This window comes from Streptomyces massasporeus (genome assembly GCF_014648995.1).
GTDB lineage: Bacteria > Actinomycetota > Actinomycetes > Streptomycetales > Streptomycetaceae > Streptomyces > Streptomyces massasporeus.
Genome location: NZ_BMSE01000018.1, coordinates 95,294 through 112,141, shown reverse-complemented (window position 1 = coordinate 112,141; position 16,848 = coordinate 95,294). Strand labels below are relative to the sequence as shown.

Genomic DNA, 16,848 nt, shown 5'->3' with positions numbered 1-16,848 from the left:
TGGCGGGCTGACGCACCGTCGGCCGGTCCGTGCTGCGTAGAGTGAGGGAGTGCAGGTGGTTGCGTTGAGTCGGCGGTTGCCGGCCCGTCACGAGCGGATCCGGGACGCGCTTCCGGCGGTGGTGCTCGTTCTGGTGGGCGCGGCGGCGACAGCGGCGGGCGAGAACGGTTCCGACTGGCACGCGCCCCGCCCGGGCGGCACGGCCTGGATGGCGCTGGCGTGCGTGCCGCTGGTCTTCCGCAGCCGATGGCCCCTTCCAGTCGTCTTCGCCTCGCTGGCCGTCGATCTGGCCCACCTGTCCGTCGCGCCGGACTTCTCCATGGCGCCGGCCGCGAGCCTCGTGGCGCTCTACAGCCTCGCCACCCGCAGCAGCCGGCGCACCGCCTGGATCGTCGGCATCACCGCGTCGGTCCTGATCACGGCCGTCTACGCGATCGCCGACTCCGAGCCGCCCCTCGCGGGCACCAGTCTGCTCAGGTTCGACCTCGCGATCGCCGCCACCGCGCTGGGCCACGCCGTCCGCACCCGCCGCCGGCACCTCGCCGAAGTCGAGGCACGGGCCGAACGCGCCGAGCGCACCCGCGAGGAGGAGGCCCGGCGCCGGGTCACCGAGGAGCGCGTCCGCATCGCCCGCGAACTGCACGACGTCGTCGCCCACCACATCACCCTGGTCAACGCCCAGGCGGGCGTGGCCCACCACCTCATGCGCAACGATCCCGACCGCGCGTACGAGGCGCTGGCCCACATCAAGGACAACAGTCGCGCCGCGCTCGACGAACTGCGCGCCACCGTGGGCCTGTTGCGCCAGCCCGACGACGGGCCCGACTCCCGCGCGCCCATCCCGGGACTGGCCGATCTCGACGCCCTGGTCGGCGGTGTACGGGCGGGCGGGTTGTCCGTGCGGGTGACGCCCGCCGGCGCACCCCGGCCCGTCGCGCCCACCACGGAACTGACGGCCTACCGGATCGTCCAGGAAGCACTCACCAACACCCACAAGCACGCGTCGGCGACGCGGGCGGAGGTGGTGCTGGACTTCGGCCCGGACCGGCTGCGGATCACGGTGACGGACGACGGTCGCCCCGGAGCCTCCCCCGGCCCCGGTTCCGGTCACGGTCTGATCGGCATGTACGAGCGGGCGACCGCGATCGGCGGGACGGTCACCGCCGGGCCGCTTCCCGAGGGCGGCTTCCAGGTGGTCGCCGAACTCCCGCTGGCCCTCGCCCCCGCGTCCGCCTGACCCCACGAGGTAAGAGTCACCCATGACGATCCGTGTTCTGCTCGCCGACGACCAGGCCCTGCTGCGGGGCACCTTCCGGCTGCTCATCGACGCTCAGCAGGACATGGAGGTCGTCGCGGAGGCGTCCAACGGGCGGGAGGCGGCGGATCTGGCCCGCTCCGCACGCGCCGATGTCGTGGTGATGGACATCCGGATGCCGGAGGTCGACGGTATCGAGGCCACCCGGCTCATCGGCCGGGACGAGGATCTGGCCGGGGTGAAGGTGCTGGTGCTCACCACGTTCGAGGTGGACGAGTTCGTCGTCGAGGCGCTGCGGGCCGGTGCGAGCGGCTTCCTCGGCAAGGGCGTCGAGCCGGCCGAACTCCTGCACGCGATCCGGCTGGTCGCGGCGGACGAGGCGTTGCTCTCGCCCACCGCGACCAAGGGACTGATCGCCCGGTTCCTCTCCCAGCCCTCCCCCGGCGCCCTCGCCGCCCCGGAGCGGCTGGCCACGCTGACACCCCGGGAGCGCCAGGTCATGACACTGGTGGCCACGGGCCTGTCCAACGACGAGATCGCCGAACGGCTCTTCGTCACCCCGGTCACCGTCAAGACCCACGCCAACCGGGCCATGGCCAAGCTCGGCGCCCGGGACCGGGCCCAACTCGTGGTCATGGCCTACGAGAGCGGGCTGGTCCGCGCCGGAGAGACGCGGACCTGACCGTCACCGAGGAGTCAGCTGTCGCGCAGCGCCTTCTCGATCTCGCCCAGCGAGTGGGTCAGCCGCCCGTAGTCCGCGGAGGCCAGCGGCGCCACGAAGTACCGCTCCACGACCTGCGCGTGGGCGGCGGCGGCCCGGAGGAACACCGCACGACCGTGGTCGGTCGACTCGACCAGGACACTTCTGCGGTCCCCGGGGGCCGGTACGCGCCGCACCAGACCGGACCCCTCCATACGGTCGATCAGGCGGGTGATGCCGCTGCTGGTGAGCGTGAGGTCGTCGGCGAGCCGGCGCTGCGAGATCTCCTCGTCCGGGTGCCGACAGAGCCGGATGAGCACCTCGAACATCGTGTGGCTGATCTCGCACTCCTTGCGCAGGGCCGTGTCGATCCGCTGTTCCAGGCGGGTGGCGGCCTTGATCAGGAGCCCGAAGTCGTGCACGAGCCGGCTGTCGGCGACGCGGGCCGCCTCGTCGTTCTCTCGGTTCACGGGGTTCACCCGGCCGACTTTACTGCTTCTTCACCTACTGTCGTCTCAATTACTGAGCAATCAATTGCTGAGGAGTCAACTAACTCCTATGGTCGTCCTGCACCCCAGCAATCGGCAGAGAGGGAGATCAGTGGACCTGAAGCACTGGCTCGGCCGGGCCAACGACGCGATACAGCAGTGGGCCGGCACGTTCGGGCCCTATGAGCAGCACCCGTCCCTCCTCGTCGACGACGACCGCTTCGCCGCCGCCTTCGAGGAGCTCACCGGGAGGCTGAAGGACAACTATCCGTTCTTCCACCCGCGCTACGCCGGGCAGATGCTCAAGCCCCCGCACCCGGCGGCGGTCGTCGGCCACCTCGCCACCATGCTGATCAACCCCAACAACCACGCCCTGGACGGCGGTCCCGCCACCGCCCGCATGGAGCGCGAGGCCGTCGCGCGACTGGCCACGATGTTCGGCTACGACACCCACCTCGGCCACCTCACCACCAGCGGCACGATCGCCAACCTGGAGGCCCTCTTCGTCGCCCGCGAGCTCCACCCCGGCCGCGGGATCGCCTACAGCGCCGACGCCCACTACACCCACGGCCGCATGTGCCACGTCCTGGGCATGAAGGGGTATCCGATCCCGACCGACGACCGCGGCCGCATCAGCCTCGACGCGCTCGAGGGCATCCTGCGGACGGGAGAGGTGGGCACGGTCGTCCTCACCGCCGGCACCACCGGCCTCGGGGCCATCGATCCGATCCACGACGCCCTCGCCCTCCGGGAGCGCCACGGCGTCCGGCTCCACGTCGACGCGGCCTACGGCGGCTTCTTCACCTTGCTCGCCGGAGCGGAGGGCCCGGAAGGGCTCCCCCCGCAGCCCTGGCGGGCGATCGCCCGGTGCGACTCGATCGTCGTCGACCCGCACAAACACGGACTGCAGCCCTACGGCTGCGGTGCCGTCCTCTTCCGCGACCCCGAGGTGGGCCGCTTCTACCTGCACGACTCGCCCTACACCTACTTCACCTCCAGCGAGCTCCACCTCGGCGAGATCAGCCTGGAGTGCTCCCGCGCCGGGGCCTCCGCCGCGGCGCTGTGGCTCACCTTCCAGGTCCTGCCGCCCACCCCCGAAGGACTCGGCCGCGTCCTCGGGGCCGGCCGCCGGGCCGCGCTGGACTGGGCCGGCCTGATCACCGCCTCGGACGAGCTGGAGCTGTACCAGCAGCCCGAGCTGGACATCGTCAGCTACTTCCCCGCGGTGGAGCCCACCGCCCTCGGCGCCATCGACGCGGCGTCGGCACGCGTCCTGGCCGGGGGCATGACCGGCCCCGATCCCGTGTTCCTGAGCACCCTCAAGGCCGACCGTGACGCCTTCACCGCCCGCCACCCGAAGGTCACCGCCGACGCCGACGGCGCCCGCATCCTGCGCAGCGTCCTGATGAAGCCGGAGTCCGAGGACCACGTCCACCGCCTCCACGAACGGGTCACGCGTCTCGCCCGGTCATGACCGCTACCGGGTCACGCCCGCCAGGGCGAGGAACTCACCGCGGGAGCGGGCGTCGGAGCGCAGCAGGCCGAGCAGGGTGGAGGTCAGGGTGTCGGAGCCGGCGGCCTGGACACCGCGCAGCGTCATGCAGGAGTGCTCGGCCTCGATGACCACGCCGACGCCCTTGGGCTCCAGATGGTCCTGCAACCAGTCGGCGACCTGCTTGGTCAGGCGCTCCTGGACCTGGGGGCGGCAGGCGAAGTGCTCGACGACGCGCGCCAGTTTGGACAGGCCCAGGATGCGGGCGCCGGGCAGGTAGCCGACGTGCGCGACGCCGACCACCGGCAGCAGATGGTGCTCACAGACGGTCCGCACCGGGATGCGCCGGGCGAGGACGAGCTCGTCGTAGCCCTCGTCGTTGGGAAACGTGGTCAGGTCGAAGGGGCGCGGGCTGAAGAGTTCGGCGTACGCGCGGGCCATCCGGCCGGGTGTGCCGCGCAGGCTCTCCGAAGCCGTCGAGATGCCGAGCGCCTCCAGGAAGCGGCCTGCCGCGACCTCCGCGGCGGCCAGGTCGATCCCGTCGGGTTCGTGGACCACCCGCAGGGCGGGCCGCGCGGGTGCGGTCGCTTCTCCGTCGTACAGGTCCGACCGGACGGAGGTCGGCGCGGGGTGCTCGGTCATGTCAGTGGCCTCCGAAGATGAGTTTCACCAACAAGTTTTTGCCTTATTCCCGTCGCACGTCAAGACGCGCAGCGCAGAGCACCCGAAAGGCCTTCGCACCCATGCGTGTGGGAGTTACCGTTGTCCCGTGGCTTCCGACCCGCCCGCGCAGGCCGACCCGGCCGACAGCGCCATCGACTCCGTCAGCGTCCTGAGCGAGGACTCGCGGCGGCGCATGTTCGCCTTCATCCGGCGTGCCCGGCGCGCCGTCACCCGCGACGAGGCCGCCGCCAGCGTCGGCATCTCCCGGAAACTCGCCGCCTTCCACCTCGACAAGCTGGTCGACGCCGGCCTGCTGCGCGCCCGCTACGAGGCGCCGGGCGGCACCCGCAAGGTCGGCCGGCAGCCGAAGGTGTACGAGCCCACCGACGCCCAGATCACCGTGAACATCCCCGACCGGCGCCACGAGCTGCTGGCCGACCTGCTCCTGGACGCCGTCCTGACCGAGCAGGCCGACGAGAACGCCGCACAGGCGGCGACGCGCGCCGCGCAGCAGCGCGGCCGGCAGATGGGCGAGGCCGCACGGAACGAGACCCGCCCCGGCCGACTGGGCCCCGAGCGCGGACTCACCGCCTGCGAACGCCTGCTGGACCGGTACGGCTACGAGCCCGTCCGGGAAACCCCGACCCGACTGCGGCTGCGCAACTGCCCCTTCCATCCGCTGGCCGCGAAGGCTCCGGACCTGGTGTGCGGCATGAACCAGGCGTTCCTCAGCGGTTACCTCGACGGCCTGGAGGTCAACGGCGTCCGCGCGGCGCTGGCCCCGGAGCCCGGGGAATGCTGCGTCCGGCTGGGCTCCGGCGACAGCGAGTCCGCCGACGACACACCCCAGGGCCGCTGACCTCTTCGACGACCCACCCCAGGGCCGCTCGACATCGTCGACGAACCGCCCACCCCGCCGCCCGCCCGTCCGGCGGGCAGGTGAGCGAGCCACCTGGGAGTCTCCTGCGGTTGCCGCGCCCCACGCGCCGGGTTACCACGTGATTACCGCGCGTCAGGCGGCACCGCAGCGAACCCAGGGAGAAATCACATGGCAGTGGAGATCAAGCCTCTGGTGAAACCCTCGAGGCTCAGACGTCGCGCAGGCCTGGCGGGCGAGTGCCTGGCGGAGTTCCTGGGGACCTTCGTCCTCATCTCCTTCGGATGCGGCGTCGTGGCGATGACGGTGGCGGCGCTGCCCGGCTCGGGCCGCACCGAGGGGCCCACCATCTTCTTCCTCGGCGCCGGGGACTGGCTCCTGATCACCTGGGGCTGGTGCATGGCCGTGATCCTCGGCATCTACGTGGCCGGTGGCGTCAGCGGAGCGCACATCAACCCGGCGGTCACCCTGGCCTTCGCCGTCCGCCGCAAGTTCCCCTGGGTCAAGGTCCTGCCCTACTGGGCCTCCCAGGTGCTCGGCGCCCTGGCCGGGGCCGCCCTGGTCTACGCCGTGTACCACGACGCCATCAACGCCTTCGACGACGCCTTCAAGGGGCCGAAGACCAACGGGAAGACCCTCGCCTCGTTCTCGATCTTCGCCACCTTCCCGGCGCCGTACTTCAACGGCGGCGTCTTGGGGCCGCTGCTCGACCAGATCGTCGGCACCGCCTTCCTGGTCATGCTGGTGGTGGCGATCATCGACCTGCGCAACACGGCCGTGAAGGCGAACCTCGGCCCGCTGGTGATCGGCTTCGTCGTGGCGGCCATCGGCATGTCCTACGGCGCGAACGCGGGATACGCCATCAACCCGGCCCGCGACCTCGGCCCGCGCCTGTTCACCTGGATGGCGGGATGGGACGGACTGGCGTTTCCCGGCAGCCTGGCCGGGGCGTTCAGCGACTACTGGTGGATCCCGATCGTCGGGCCGCTCGTCGGCGGTGTGATCGGCGTGCTGATCTACGACCTGTTCATCGGCGACGTGCTGCACGCCCGTGCGCTGCAGGGCGAGGAGCCGGAGCCCGGCCGGACGCGGCCCACCACGTCCGACGATGAGTGAGCGGTATCGGCCACGGTCGGGACGAGAGCCGATGCTAGATTCCTCTGGGCGTCCGGCCGTGAGCGGTGCGGATCGCCTGCCGGACAGGTGAACCGGCCCAGGGCAGGCCCGTATCGGATGGTGGCGCGATCCATGACTGACCCGGAGGAGATCCCCGGCGCGGCCGACGCTCCCCTTCCCCGGATCCTGGGCAACACCGGCTCCCTCGTCGAGGCCGGCGCGGACTCCACCGGCGCCCTGTGGCGACTGGCCGCGCCCGGCCGGCAACTGGACGCCAATCTCGTCCGCGTCCCGCCCCAGGGCTCCATCGACGCCCACGCCGAACCCGACCTCGACGTCCTCCTGCTGGTCGTCGACGGCGACGGCGTGCTCGGTTCGGCCACCGGGCCGTGCGCGGTGGAGTCCGGCAGCCTCGTCTGGCTGCCGCACGGCAGCGTCCGCAGCGTGCGGGCCGGCGAGAGCGGCCTGTCGTACGTGACGGTTCACCGCCGCCGCCCCGGCATGCGGATCCAGAGCCGGCCCGGCGCGTGACAGCCGTGTCGGGCAGGAGGCACGCGGTCGGGTGACCAGCCGTGTCGTCCTCATCTCACCGGCGATGAACCAGTCGCTGCGGCAGGCCCGCTTCGACGACGGGGGCACCCTCGACGCGGACGGACGGGCACGTGCCTCGGCGCTGGCCGGGTCGCTGCCCCCGGCCGCCCGGGTGGTCGTCTCCCCCGGCGTGCGCTGCCGGGAGACCGCCGGAGCGCTCGGGCTGGAGGGGAGGGAGGCGGCGGAACTCGCGGGTCTGGATGTGGGGCGCTGGCGCGGCCGGACCCTCGACGAGGTGGCCGTCGCCGAACCGGAGGCCGTGGGGCGGTGGCTGACCGATCCCTCCTGCGCACCGCACGGCGGGGAGTCGGTGCGGGACGCGTGCGCGCGCGTCGGCCACTGGCTGGACGCCCTGCGCGAGACGGACGGACGCACGCTCGCCGTGGTCGAGCCGGACGTCGTGCGGGCCGCCGTGGTCCATGCGGTGGGCCTGCCGGCGTCGGGTTTCTGGCGGTTGGACGTGGCGCCGCTGACCGCGACGGAGCTCAGCGGGCGGGCCGGGCGCTGGAACCTGCGGCTCGGGCGGCCGCTGGACGTGCCGGGCGCCGGCGCGGGGTTCTGAGTCGCGACGGCTCACTGGGGCGAGGCGGTTCGGGCGTGTCAGTGGGGAGCGGCGACCGGCCGGGCCGTGGCGGCGGCCGTCTCGGGCCCGGGGTTCAGCAGCCGCTCGGCCAACTCGCCGAAGAGCAGGCCGAATCCGGCCCAGAGAGTGGTCTGGACGGCCAGCGCGGAGAGGCGGAACCGCCACAGCACGGCGGCCGGGAAACCGGCCGGTACCTCGTCGACGGCCGGCAGGAACGCGTAGGCGGTCCCGACCGCGAGGGCGAACGCGGCCACCGCGACGACCGTGGCCCACCACGTGCCCAGGCCCGGCGTAAGGCGCTTGCCGAGGACGATGGCCGCGATCGCCAGGAGGGCGCCGAGCAGCATCATCAGGAAGTACAGGGTGGTCCGCTTGCCGATGGTGTCGGGGTCGCCGACGGCCGGGGGGTTGGCCGGGTACTTCAGGAACGGCACGACGTAGACGGCGAGCAGGGCGCTGCCGGACAGCAGCAGCGCGGTGGCCCGGGGGCTGAGGCGGCCCATCCGGCCGAGCGCGAAACAGTAGGCCAGAGCGGCGATGCCGCCGAAGGCGACGCCGTAGACGAGGACGCCGGTGGCCAGGCCTGCGGTGGACTGCAGACCACGGGAGACGAGTTCGGCCTCGTGCCCGTGGGCGTGGGCTTCCTCGAAGCCGATCGCCTTGTCGATGTCCGGTTCGCCGAGGAAGTAGGCGACGGCCAGGGCGAGTACACCGGCGGCGAGACCGGCGAGCATGCCTCGCACGAGCAGGTTTCTCACGGTGGTGGAGTTCATGCGGGTGTGGCTCCCCGGCGTCAGTGGCAGGGGAAGCCGAGCAGGTGGCGGGCGTCGTGCACCCACTCGTGGACGTCATCGCCGGAGGCGACGGAGGTGGCGCCCTGCTCGGCTCCGACGAAGTAGAGCAGGACCAGCATCAGGATGCCGAAGAAGGACGCCCAGGGGGCGATCGCGCCGATCGGCAGCTTGGCGGGGAGGGCGGGGGTGGAAGCGGTCGGCTGGGCGACATGCTGCGCCATGGCAGGTCCTCCTCGGGGAGCTCGCGTCCCCTGTCGGTGGTGCACTGGACGACGGCTACGGGTCTGACTCGCTCCCTCTCGTGTCGAGGGGCACACAGTGGCGCGACCGTGCCGGATTCCCACCGGCTTCCGTTCTGCCGTCGTCGATTCGCACCGACGGTACCCGTCGACCCGTACATGACCAATGCCCGGCGGCGGGGCGGGGCTTGCTCTCACCGAACGCTTACCCGCGCACGAGTATTGACGGTGATGCTGCGCGGCCCCTACGTTCCCATCCGGCAACACGAACGTTGTTCGACATATCGATCGAGTGCGGTGAAGGACAGCTCATTCCCGAAGCCGAGAAGGACGAGCCGCCCATGCCTTTCCTGCCCGCTTCGCCCCGCCCCCCGCGGCGTCTGCCCCGACACCTGGTGATCCCGCTCGCCCTCGCCGCGTCGGCATGCTGTCTGCTGCCCGCGCAGGCGGTGCCCGCGTCGACCGCCGGTCCGCACCTCGAGGAAGCCGCCGCCGCGTTGACCGTGTGGGACGCCGACGACGTACGCGGCCACCTCAGTCTGCCCACCACATCCCTGTACGGCGCGAAGGTGCGGTGGGCGTCCGACCGCCCCCGGACCGTCACACCGACCGGCGAGGTCAACCGCCCCGCCCACGGCCGGCCTCCCGCTCATGTCACGCTGACGGCCACGGTCCGGCTCGATCACCAGCAGGTCGAGCGGCGTTTCGACGTCACGGTCCGCGCGCTGCCGGAGCGAAAGCCCCTGGAGGGCTACTTCTTCGCCTACTTCGCGGGCGAGCGCTACTCCGACGGGGAACAGGTCTACTTCGGCGCCTCCCGCGGCAATGACCCCCTCCACTGGGACGACCTGAACGGCAACAAGCCGGTGCTCACCTCGGACCTCGGTGAGAAGGGCGTACGCGACCCGTTCATCGTCCGCTCCCCCGAGGGCGACAGGTTCTACCTGATCGCCACCGACCTGAAGATCAACGGCGGCAAGGGCTGGAGCCAGGCGATGCGCTTCGGCAGCACGTACCTGGAGATCTGGGAGTCCACCGACCTCGTGCACTGGTCCGAACAGCGCCATGTGAAGGTCTCCGGCGACCGGGCCGGCATGACCTGGGCGCCGGAGGCCACCTGGGACCCGAAGCTGGGCGCGTACGTCGTCTACTGGGCGTCCAACCTCTACGCGGCGGACGACACCGAGCACACCGGCAGCACGTACCCGCGCATGATGTACGCCACCACCAGGGACTTCCGCACCTTCAGCGAGCCGAAGGTGTGGAACGACCCGGGCGGCGGCGTCATCGACTCCACGGTGGCCAAGGACGGCGACTGGTACTACCGCATCACCACGGACGACGAGGTCGTCGGATCCTGCGCCCGCGACGTCGTCCTGGAGCGCTCCCGCAGCCTCACCGCCGTCGACTCCCCCGGTACGACACCCCGCAGGTGGGAACCGGTCGACGACTGCATCCGCACCGGCGTCGGAACCGACTGGGTCGAGGGGCCCACCGTCTTCAAGGACAACACCGGTGACGGCTGGTGGGTCTTCATGGACGAGGCCGGCGGACGCGGCTACCTGCCCTTCCACACCGACAGCCTCGCCGAACCCCACTGGTCACTGCCCGGCGACCACGCGCTTCCGTCGCGTCCCCGGCACGGAACGGTGCTGCCCGTCACCGCCGAGGAACTGGCGCGGGTGCGTGCCGCATATCCCGACCCCTCCTGAACGGTCTTCCGAACTCCGCCCGCCAGAGCGGTAGTCCGGCGTCCCCTCATACGCCCCCTTGGAGAACAAGATGAGCGCGAACCCCCACCTCTCCCGCCGCGGTCTCCTCGGCATGACCGCCGCCGTGCCGCTCGCCCTGACCCTCGGCGGCGGCACCGCGCACGCCGCCGACTCGGCATACGCCATGGTCTACTTCACCGAGTCGACCAAGCTCGGCGACGGCACCGACTACGGCCTGCACCTCGCCGTCAGTCCCGACGGGCTCGACTGGACGCCGCTCAACCAGAACAACCCCCTGGTCACCCCGACCGCGGGGGCGCTCGGGCTGCGCGACCCGTTCCTGATGCGCAAGCAGGACGGCACGTTCGTGGTGCTCGCCACCGACCTCAAGGGCACCGACTGGAACTACAACAGCCAATACATCCACGTCTGGGACTCGGCCGACCTGCGCACCTTCACCGGCTACCGGCGGCTGAAGCTGCACGACATGGCCACCCACAGCTGGGCCCCCGAGGCGTTCTGGGACGCGGGCCGGCGGCAGTACGCGGTGATCTACTCCTCGGTCAACTCCAGCGGCCACAACGTGATCATGGTGAACTACACGACCGACTTCGTGACCGCCTCCGCCCCGCAGGTGTTCTTCGACCCCGGCTACGACGTCATCGACGGCGACATGGCCGTCGGCGTGAACGGCTACAACTACCTCTACTTCAAGAAGAACCAGACGCTGGTGGGCGCCAGATCCACCACCCTGAACCCGGGCAGCTTCACCGAGTTCAGCACCGGCGTGGCGCACGGCGGCACCGAGGCACCGACCCTGGTCAAGTCACTGACGTCCGGCACCTGGTGGCTGTGGGGCGACACCTACACCCCCAACGGCGTCTTCTACGCCTGGCAGACCACCGACCTCGCCTCCGGCACCTGGACGGCCCTCGACCAGAGGACCTACACCCAGCCGCTCAACTCCAAGCACTGCGGCGTCGCGGCGATCACCTCGGCCGAGTACACCAACCTGCTCGCCAAGTGGGGCGCACCGGCCTGGAACCGGCTCAAGTCCTACAACTACCCGTCCCGTTACGTCCGCCACTCGAACTATCTGGGCCGTATCGACACGTACCCGATCGAGCCGTACAAGGACTCCCTGTGGACCCTGGTCCCGGGGCTCGCCGACAGCTCCGGGGTCTCCTTCCGGTCCGTCAGCCACCCGACCCGCTATCTGCGGCACTACAACTACGAACTGCGCCTCGACGCCAACGACGGCACGTCGACGTTCGCAGCCGACGCGACCTTCCACCGCACGGCGGGCCTGGCGGACGCGAGCTGGTCCTCGTTCCGCTCGCACAACAACCCGACCCGCTACATCCGCCACGCCGACTACGCCCTGCGCATCGACCCGGTCTCCACGACGACCGAGCGGCAGGACGCGACCTTCCGCGTCGGCTACTGAGCCCGCCCTGGCCGAGGCCGGCCGGCTAGGTCATGTCCGAACCGCGCAGGAGGAGTTGGGCCACGGCCATGCCCGCCACGACGACAGCGGCCCGGAACGGCCGGCGGCTGCGGTCGTCACAGGGCAGGGCCGTGCCCGCGACCGAGACGACGGCGGCCGCCCCCGCCAGCGCCCAGCCCGAGCGCCGCACACCTCCGGGCGGGCCGATGACGAGGACGGACACGGCGGCCAGCATCAGGGCCGGGGCCAGCCACCGGCAGACGCCGCGGCCCAGCCGCTGCGGCAGTCCGCGCACACCGGTCTCGAGATCGTCCTGGATGTCCGGAAGCGCGTTCACCAGGTGCGCCCCCACCCCCAGCAGGGCCCCGGCCGTCATCGCCCACCAGGCGGGCCAGGACGGCGACGGCAGGCCGAGGGTGATGAACGCCGGCAGCGAGCCGAAGGCGACGGCGTAGGGCAGCGGGGACAGCACCGTGCGCTTGAACAGCAGGTTGTAGCCCCACGCGGTGGCCACCATGGCGAGGTGCGCCGCTCCCGCGGCGGTGCCGCTCAGCAGGGACAGCGGCACGCACGCGCCCAGTGCCGTGCCGGCTGCCACGGCCGCCGCCCGGGGCGGGAGTTCACCGGTGGCCACCGGCTTGTCCCGGCGTCCGCAGACCGCGTCGCGCCGGGCGTCGGCCGCGTCGTTGCACCAGCCCACCGAGAGCTGGCCCGCCAGCACGGCGGCCGCCACCGCTGCCGAACCCGCCGCGCCCCGGCCGGCCGCGACGGCCAGCGCCGTCGCGAACAGCGTCACGGCCAGCGCCGGTTCCAGGTGGCAGGAGCGCAACAGCGCCGGGACGCGGCGTGTCGCTCGGGGAAGGACTTCCGGCGGGTGTAGAGACACACAGGCAAGATAAATGGGCAAATGGGGCGAGAGAGGCACTATCGATATGCGTGTCCCTGTGACGGCCGAAGACCTCCACGCCCCGCCCGGCGCGCCGCGCGAGAAGGCCCCGCCTTCGGCGGGGACCACGGTCACGGCCGTCCACACCGCCCTGCCCGCGCACCGCTACGCCCAGGACGATCTCACCGAGCCGATCGGCGATCTGTGCCTGGCCCCCGGGGCCGACCGCGCCCTGCTGCGCCGCCTGCACGCGTCCGCCGGAGTCCGCGCCCGCCACCTCGCCCTGCCGATCGAACGGTACGCCGCCCTGAGCGACTTCGGGCAGGCCAACGACGCCTGGGTGACGGCCGGTCTCGAACTGAGCGAAGAGGCCCTCACCGGCGCGCTGAAGGAAGCGGGACTCGAACCGGCCGATGTCGACCTCCTGGTGTGCACCTCCGTCACCGGCATCGCCGCCCCCTCGCTCGACGCCCGGCTGGCCGGGCGCCTGGGCCTGCGACCCGACGTCAAGAGGGTTCCGGTGTTCGGGCTGGGCTGCGTGGCGGGCGCGGCCGGCCTGGCCCGGCTGCACGACTACCTGCGCGGCCATCCCGGCGGCACCGCCGTGCTGCTCACCGTCGAACTGTGCTCCCTGACCCTTCAGCGCCAGGACGACTCCCAGGCCAACCTCGTGGCCGGCGCCCTGTTCGGGGACGGCGCGGCGGCACTCGTCGCCTGCAACGGCGTCTCCTCCGGGCCGGGCGGCCCCGGCCCCACGGTGGTCGCCACGCGCAGCCATCTGTATCCGGACACGGAGCAGCTCCTCGGCTGGAGCATCGGCACCACGGGGTTCCGCGTCGTGATCGGTGCCGGCATCCCCGGCATCGTGCGGAGCCACTTCGGCCGGCACCTGCGCGGCTTCCTGGCCGACCACGGCCTCACCGTCGAGGACATCGGCACCTGGGTGTGCCACCCGGGCGGGCCCAAGGTGCTCTCCGCGGTCGCCGACACCCTCGACCTTCCGGGCGACGCCCTGGCCACCGCGTGGAACTCGCTGGCGGCCGTGGGGAACATGTCCTCCGTCTCCGTCCTGCACATCCTGCAGAGCGTCCGGGAATCCGCCCGGCCCGAACCGGGTAGCTGGGGCCTGCTCATGGCGATGGGGCCCGGATTCTGCTCCGAACTCGTCCTGCTGCGCTGGTGACCTCATGACCTGGTACGCACTGCTGATCCTTGCCATCGCCGCCGAACGCCTCGCCGAACTGGTCGTGGCCCGGCGCAACGCGTCCTGGACCCTGGCCCGTGCCGGTGTCGAGCACGGCCGCGGGCACTATCCGGCCATGGTCACCCTGCACACCGGCCTGCTCGTGTGCTGCCTCCTCGAACCCGTCCTGGCCGAGCGGCCTTTCGTGCCCGCGCTCGGCCTGCCCATGCTCGTCCTCGTGGTCCTGGCCCAGGCGTTGCGCTGGTGGTGCGTCATGACCCTCGGGCCGTACTGGAACACCCGGGTCATCGTCGTCCCCGGGGCCCGTCTGGTCGGCACCGGGCCCTACCGCCTCCTGCGCCATCCCAACTACGTGGCCGTCGTCGTGGAGATCGCCGCCCTGCCCCTGGTGCACGGTGCGTGGCTGAGCGCGCTGGTGTTCAGCGCGGCCAACGCGTGGCTGCTCGCCGTCCGCATCCGCTGCGAGAACGCGGCCCTCGCAGGGGCCGTGCCCGCGTGAGGGGCACCCTCGACATGGTGATCGCCGGAGGTGGGCCCGCGGGGCTGGCGACCGCGCTGCACGCCGCCCGCGCCGGTTTCGACGTCGTCGTCGCGGAGCCCCGCCCCGCCCCCGTCGACAAGGCGTGCGGCGAAGGCCTGATGCCCGGTGCGGTCCGCGCCCTTGCCGCCCTCGGCCTGGAGGTCCCCGGCCGGCCGATCAGCGGTATCCGCTACGTGCAGGGATCCCGCCAGGTCGAGGCGGACTTCCGGCAGGGCCCGGGCCTCGGCGCACGACGCACCGGCCTGCACGGGGCCCTGCACCGGGCCGTCGCCGACGCCGGAGTGCCCGTACTGCCCCTGCGCGTGGCAGCCGTACGACAGGACGCCACGGGTGTGACGGTGCCGGGCACGGAGCTGCGCGCCCGGTGGCTCGTGGCCGCGGACGGGCTGCACTCACCGGTGCGCCGCTCGCTCGGCCTGGAGGTGAAGACCCGCGGCGAACCCAGGTACGGACTGCGCCGCCACTACGCGGTGCCCCCGTGGGCGACCTGCGTCGAGGTGCACTGGGGGCCGCACGGGGAGGCGTACGTCACCCCGCTGGGTCCCTCGCTCGTCGGCGTCGCGCTCCTGACCTCCCGGCGGGGCTCCTTCGAGACCCAGCTGGGGGCCTTTCCGGAGCTGGCCGCCCGCCTGCCCGGTACGGCGGCCGTGACAGCGGTGCGGGGCGCCGGACCGCTGCGCCAGCGGGCGCGCACCCGCTTCCACGGCCGGGTGCTGCTCGTCGGGGACGCCGCCGGATACATCGACGCGCTCACCGGCGAGGGGATCTCCCTGGCTCTCACGGGCGCCCAGGCGTTGGTCGCGAATGTGCGCCGCGGGACACCGGGCCGCTACGAGGCCGACTGGAACCGTGCCACCCGCCGCCACCGGCTGCTGACGGATCTCCTGGTAAGGGTTCGCCGGCGCCCTGCGCTCGCGCCGCTCATCATGCCCACCGCGGCACGCCTGCCCCGGGTCTTCGCGGCAGCGGTGAACGCACTGGCGTAGGCCCGGACGCAAGAGCGTCGAGATCATCGGCCTGAACGAGCCGAGCGCCCGAATGCACCGGGCGCTCAGCGGCGAACTCACCGGCGGCCGCTGACCCGGCACCCACGGGGTTCGGGGCGTCAGGCCCGGCCGGGGCAGAGCACCGGGACGCGCTGGACGAGGTTGTTGGCGAACCCGCCCCGGTTCCAGGGCTGTTCGGTGGGCTGGGTGCGTCCCGAACCGTCACTGGCGCGCACGCTCAGCACATGGTCACCGGGGGCGGCCGTCCAGACGGAGGACCACCGACGCCAGGCCCATCGGTGGCCGTGGTCCGGTTCGAGATCGGCCGGACGCCACGTCGCGCCGTCGTCCGTGCTCACCTCCACCGCCGTCACCGGGGCGTGCCCCGACCAGGCCCGTCCCTCCAGCGTGACCGTGCCGGGCGCCACCACCCGGGTCCGGGACATGAAGTCCGGGAAGCCCGGAGGGATCAGGAGCGCGCGGGGAGCGACGAGGGTGACCGGGTCGCCCGCCTCCTCGGCCTCCCGCCTGATCCGGTAGGCGACGGACTGCTGGAAGCCGGTGAAGGGGGTGGCGAGGACCGTGATGTCGCGCAGCCACTTGACCTGGGCCATCCCGTACCAGCCGGGCACCACGAGACGCAGCGGACTGCCGTGCTGGGGCGGCAGCGGTGCGCCGTTCATCGCGTAGGCGACCAGGACCTCGGGGTCGTCGCCGGTTGCGACACCGAGGGGGAGGCCGCGCTGGTAGTCCTGCTCGACACCGCGCTCCACGCCGTGGTCCGCCCCGGTGAAGACGACGTCGACCGCGTCCGGTTCCACCCCGGCCTCCTGGAGGAGGAGCCGCAGGGGCACCCCTGTCCATTCCGCGGTGCCGACGGCCTCGACCAGCCACGGCTGGCTCACCGGCCTCGGTGTCAGCAGGGCCCTGCCGTTGCCCGCGCATTCCAGGGTGACGCGTGTGGTGACCGCCGGGTAGGTACGGAGCCGCGCCGGCGACAGGTTCAGGGGGCGCCGTACGCGTCCGTCGACCGTCAGGGACCACGCGGTCGTGTCCGGGACATAGGGGATGTCGTAGTGCGTCAGGACGTAGTGCAGGCCCGGCGGCGTGATGTCGTAGCGCAGGGCCTCCAGGGGCAGGCCGTGGTTGCGGGCGGCCAGGGCCAGCTCGTCCTGTCCCAGGCCCTCGCCGGGGGCGGCCAGTCGGGCGGGCGTGCTCACGTCGGCGGTGCGCCGTCCCATGCCCCCATTGTCGTCCGTCCTCGCCCCTCCCGC

Annotated in this window: 18 protein-coding genes and 1 riboswitch; of the genes, 12 read left to right on the top strand and 6 right to left on the bottom strand. The window is 72.3% G+C overall.

Features of this window, described 5'->3' with window-relative positions:
• The first annotated feature begins 55 nt into the window (after positions 1 to 55).
• A complete protein-coding gene (locus IE153_RS31590) occupies positions 56 to 1,237 on the top strand; it encodes a sensor histidine kinase (RefSeq protein WP_229829265.1) in 1,182 nt (393 codons plus the stop codon).
• 22 nt (positions 1,238 to 1,259) lie between these two features.
• Positions 1,260 to 1,937 carry a response regulator gene (locus IE153_RS31585; protein ID WP_189593158.1) on the top strand — a complete coding sequence of 226 codons (678 nt, stop codon included), beginning with the start codon at positions 1,260 to 1,262 and terminating at the stop codon, positions 1,935 to 1,937.
• A gap of 14 nt (positions 1,938 to 1,951) precedes the next feature.
• On the opposite strand, the gene IE153_RS31580 is transcribed toward IE153_RS31585, so the two are convergent.
• Positions 1,952 to 2,425, bottom strand: a complete 474-nt coding sequence (locus tag IE153_RS31580) for a MarR family winged helix-turn-helix transcriptional regulator (protein ID WP_229829264.1) — start codon at positions 2,423 to 2,425, stop codon at positions 1,952 to 1,954.
• Positions 2,426 to 2,555: 130 nt separating this feature from the next.
• On the opposite strand from IE153_RS31580, the gene IE153_RS31575 reads away from it, so the two are divergent.
• On the top strand, positions 2,556 to 3,917 hold the full coding sequence (locus IE153_RS31575; protein ID WP_189593156.1) for a pyridoxal phosphate-dependent decarboxylase family protein: 1,362 nt from the start codon (positions 2,556 to 2,558) through the stop codon (positions 3,915 to 3,917).
• A 3-nt stretch (positions 3,918 to 3,920) separates the two neighbouring features.
• On the opposite strand, the gene folE is transcribed toward IE153_RS31575, so the two are convergent.
• Complete coding sequence (gene folE / locus IE153_RS31570) at positions 3,921 to 4,577, bottom strand: GTP cyclohydrolase I (protein WP_189593155.1); 657 nt, start codon at positions 4,575 to 4,577, stop codon at positions 3,921 to 3,923.
• Between the two features lie 127 nt (positions 4,578 to 4,704).
• On the opposite strand from folE, the gene IE153_RS31565 reads away from it, so the two are divergent.
• From IE153_RS31565 to IE153_RS31550, 4 genes are all read left to right on the top strand, one after another.
• Positions 4,705 to 5,457: a helix-turn-helix transcriptional regulator gene (locus IE153_RS31565; protein ID WP_229829263.1), complete on the top strand. Its 753-nt coding sequence runs from the start codon at positions 4,705 to 4,707 to the stop codon at positions 5,455 to 5,457.
• A 189-nt stretch (positions 5,458 to 5,646) separates the two neighbouring features.
• The gene (locus IE153_RS31560; RefSeq protein WP_189593154.1) at positions 5,647 to 6,591 is read left to right on the top strand and encodes an MIP/aquaporin family protein; all 945 of its coding nucleotides are present in this window, start codon (positions 5,647 to 5,649) and stop codon (positions 6,589 to 6,591) included.
• Positions 6,592 to 6,723: 132 nt separating this feature from the next.
• Entirely contained in the window at positions 6,724 to 7,122 is a 399-nt protein-coding gene (locus tag IE153_RS31555) for a hypothetical protein (protein ID WP_189593153.1), read from the top strand.
• Between the two features lie 31 nt (positions 7,123 to 7,153).
• Positions 7,154 to 7,744 carry a histidine phosphatase family protein gene (locus IE153_RS31550; protein ID WP_189593152.1) on the top strand — a complete coding sequence of 197 codons (591 nt, stop codon included), beginning with the start codon at positions 7,154 to 7,156 and terminating at the stop codon, positions 7,742 to 7,744.
• 38 nt (positions 7,745 to 7,782) lie between these two features.
• On the opposite strand, the gene IE153_RS31545 is transcribed toward IE153_RS31550, so the two are convergent.
• On the bottom strand, positions 7,783 to 8,538 hold the full coding sequence (locus IE153_RS31545) for a CbtA family protein (protein ID WP_189593151.1): 756 nt from the start codon (positions 8,536 to 8,538) through the stop codon (positions 7,783 to 7,785).
• Between the two features lie 20 nt (positions 8,539 to 8,558).
• Positions 8,559 to 8,780, bottom strand: a complete 222-nt coding sequence (locus tag IE153_RS31540) for a CbtB domain-containing protein (RefSeq protein ID WP_189593150.1) — start codon at positions 8,778 to 8,780, stop codon at positions 8,559 to 8,561.
• Between the two features lie 36 nt (positions 8,781 to 8,816).
• Positions 8,817 to 8,963, bottom strand: a riboswitch (cobalamin riboswitch).
• A 176-nt stretch (positions 8,964 to 9,139) separates the two neighbouring features.
• Here IE153_RS31540 and IE153_RS31535 point away from each other — a divergent pair.
• Together IE153_RS31535 and IE153_RS31530 are read left to right on the top strand one after the other, a co-directional pair.
• Positions 9,140 to 10,510 carry a glycoside hydrolase family 43 protein gene (locus tag IE153_RS31535; protein ID WP_189593149.1) on the top strand — a complete coding sequence of 457 codons (1,371 nt, stop codon included), beginning with the start codon at positions 9,140 to 9,142 and terminating at the stop codon, positions 10,508 to 10,510.
• 70 nt (positions 10,511 to 10,580) lie between these two features.
• Positions 10,581 to 11,957, top strand: a complete 1,377-nt coding sequence (locus IE153_RS31530) for a glycoside hydrolase family 43 protein (RefSeq protein WP_189593148.1) — start codon at positions 10,581 to 10,583, stop codon at positions 11,955 to 11,957.
• Between the two features lie 25 nt (positions 11,958 to 11,982).
• Here the strand turns inward: IE153_RS31530 and IE153_RS31525 are convergent, their stop codons facing one another.
• Entirely contained in the window at positions 11,983 to 12,843 is an 861-nt protein-coding gene (locus tag IE153_RS31525; protein ID WP_189593147.1) for a UbiA family prenyltransferase, read from the bottom strand.
• A gap of 46 nt (positions 12,844 to 12,889) precedes the next feature.
• Here IE153_RS31525 and IE153_RS31520 point away from each other — a divergent pair, with 46 nt between their 5' ends.
• The 3 genes from IE153_RS31520 to IE153_RS31510 are packed head-to-tail and all read left to right on the top strand — an operon-like array spanning position 12,890 to position 15,574.
• Positions 12,890 to 14,026 (top strand): type III polyketide synthase, encoded by a 1,137-nt coding sequence (locus tag IE153_RS31520; protein ID WP_189593146.1) that lies wholly within the window; start codon positions 12,890 to 12,892, stop codon positions 14,024 to 14,026.
• A 4-nt stretch (positions 14,027 to 14,030) separates the two neighbouring features.
• Positions 14,031 to 14,546: an isoprenylcysteine carboxyl methyltransferase family protein gene (locus IE153_RS31515; RefSeq protein ID WP_189593145.1), complete on the top strand. Its 516-nt coding sequence runs from the start codon at positions 14,031 to 14,033 to the stop codon at positions 14,544 to 14,546.
• Positions 14,547 to 14,560: 14 nt separating this feature from the next.
• Positions 14,561 to 15,574, top strand: a complete 1,014-nt coding sequence (locus IE153_RS31510; RefSeq protein ID WP_189593224.1) for an NAD(P)/FAD-dependent oxidoreductase — start codon at positions 14,561 to 14,563, stop codon at positions 15,572 to 15,574.
• A gap of 119 nt (positions 15,575 to 15,693) precedes the next feature.
• Here the strand turns inward: IE153_RS31510 and IE153_RS31505 are convergent, their stop codons facing one another.
• Positions 15,694 to 16,815 carry a sulfite oxidase gene (locus IE153_RS31505; protein ID WP_189593144.1) on the bottom strand — a complete coding sequence of 374 codons (1,122 nt, stop codon included), beginning with the start codon at positions 16,813 to 16,815 and terminating at the stop codon, positions 15,694 to 15,696.
• Positions 16,816 to 16,848: the final 33 nt, after the last annotated feature.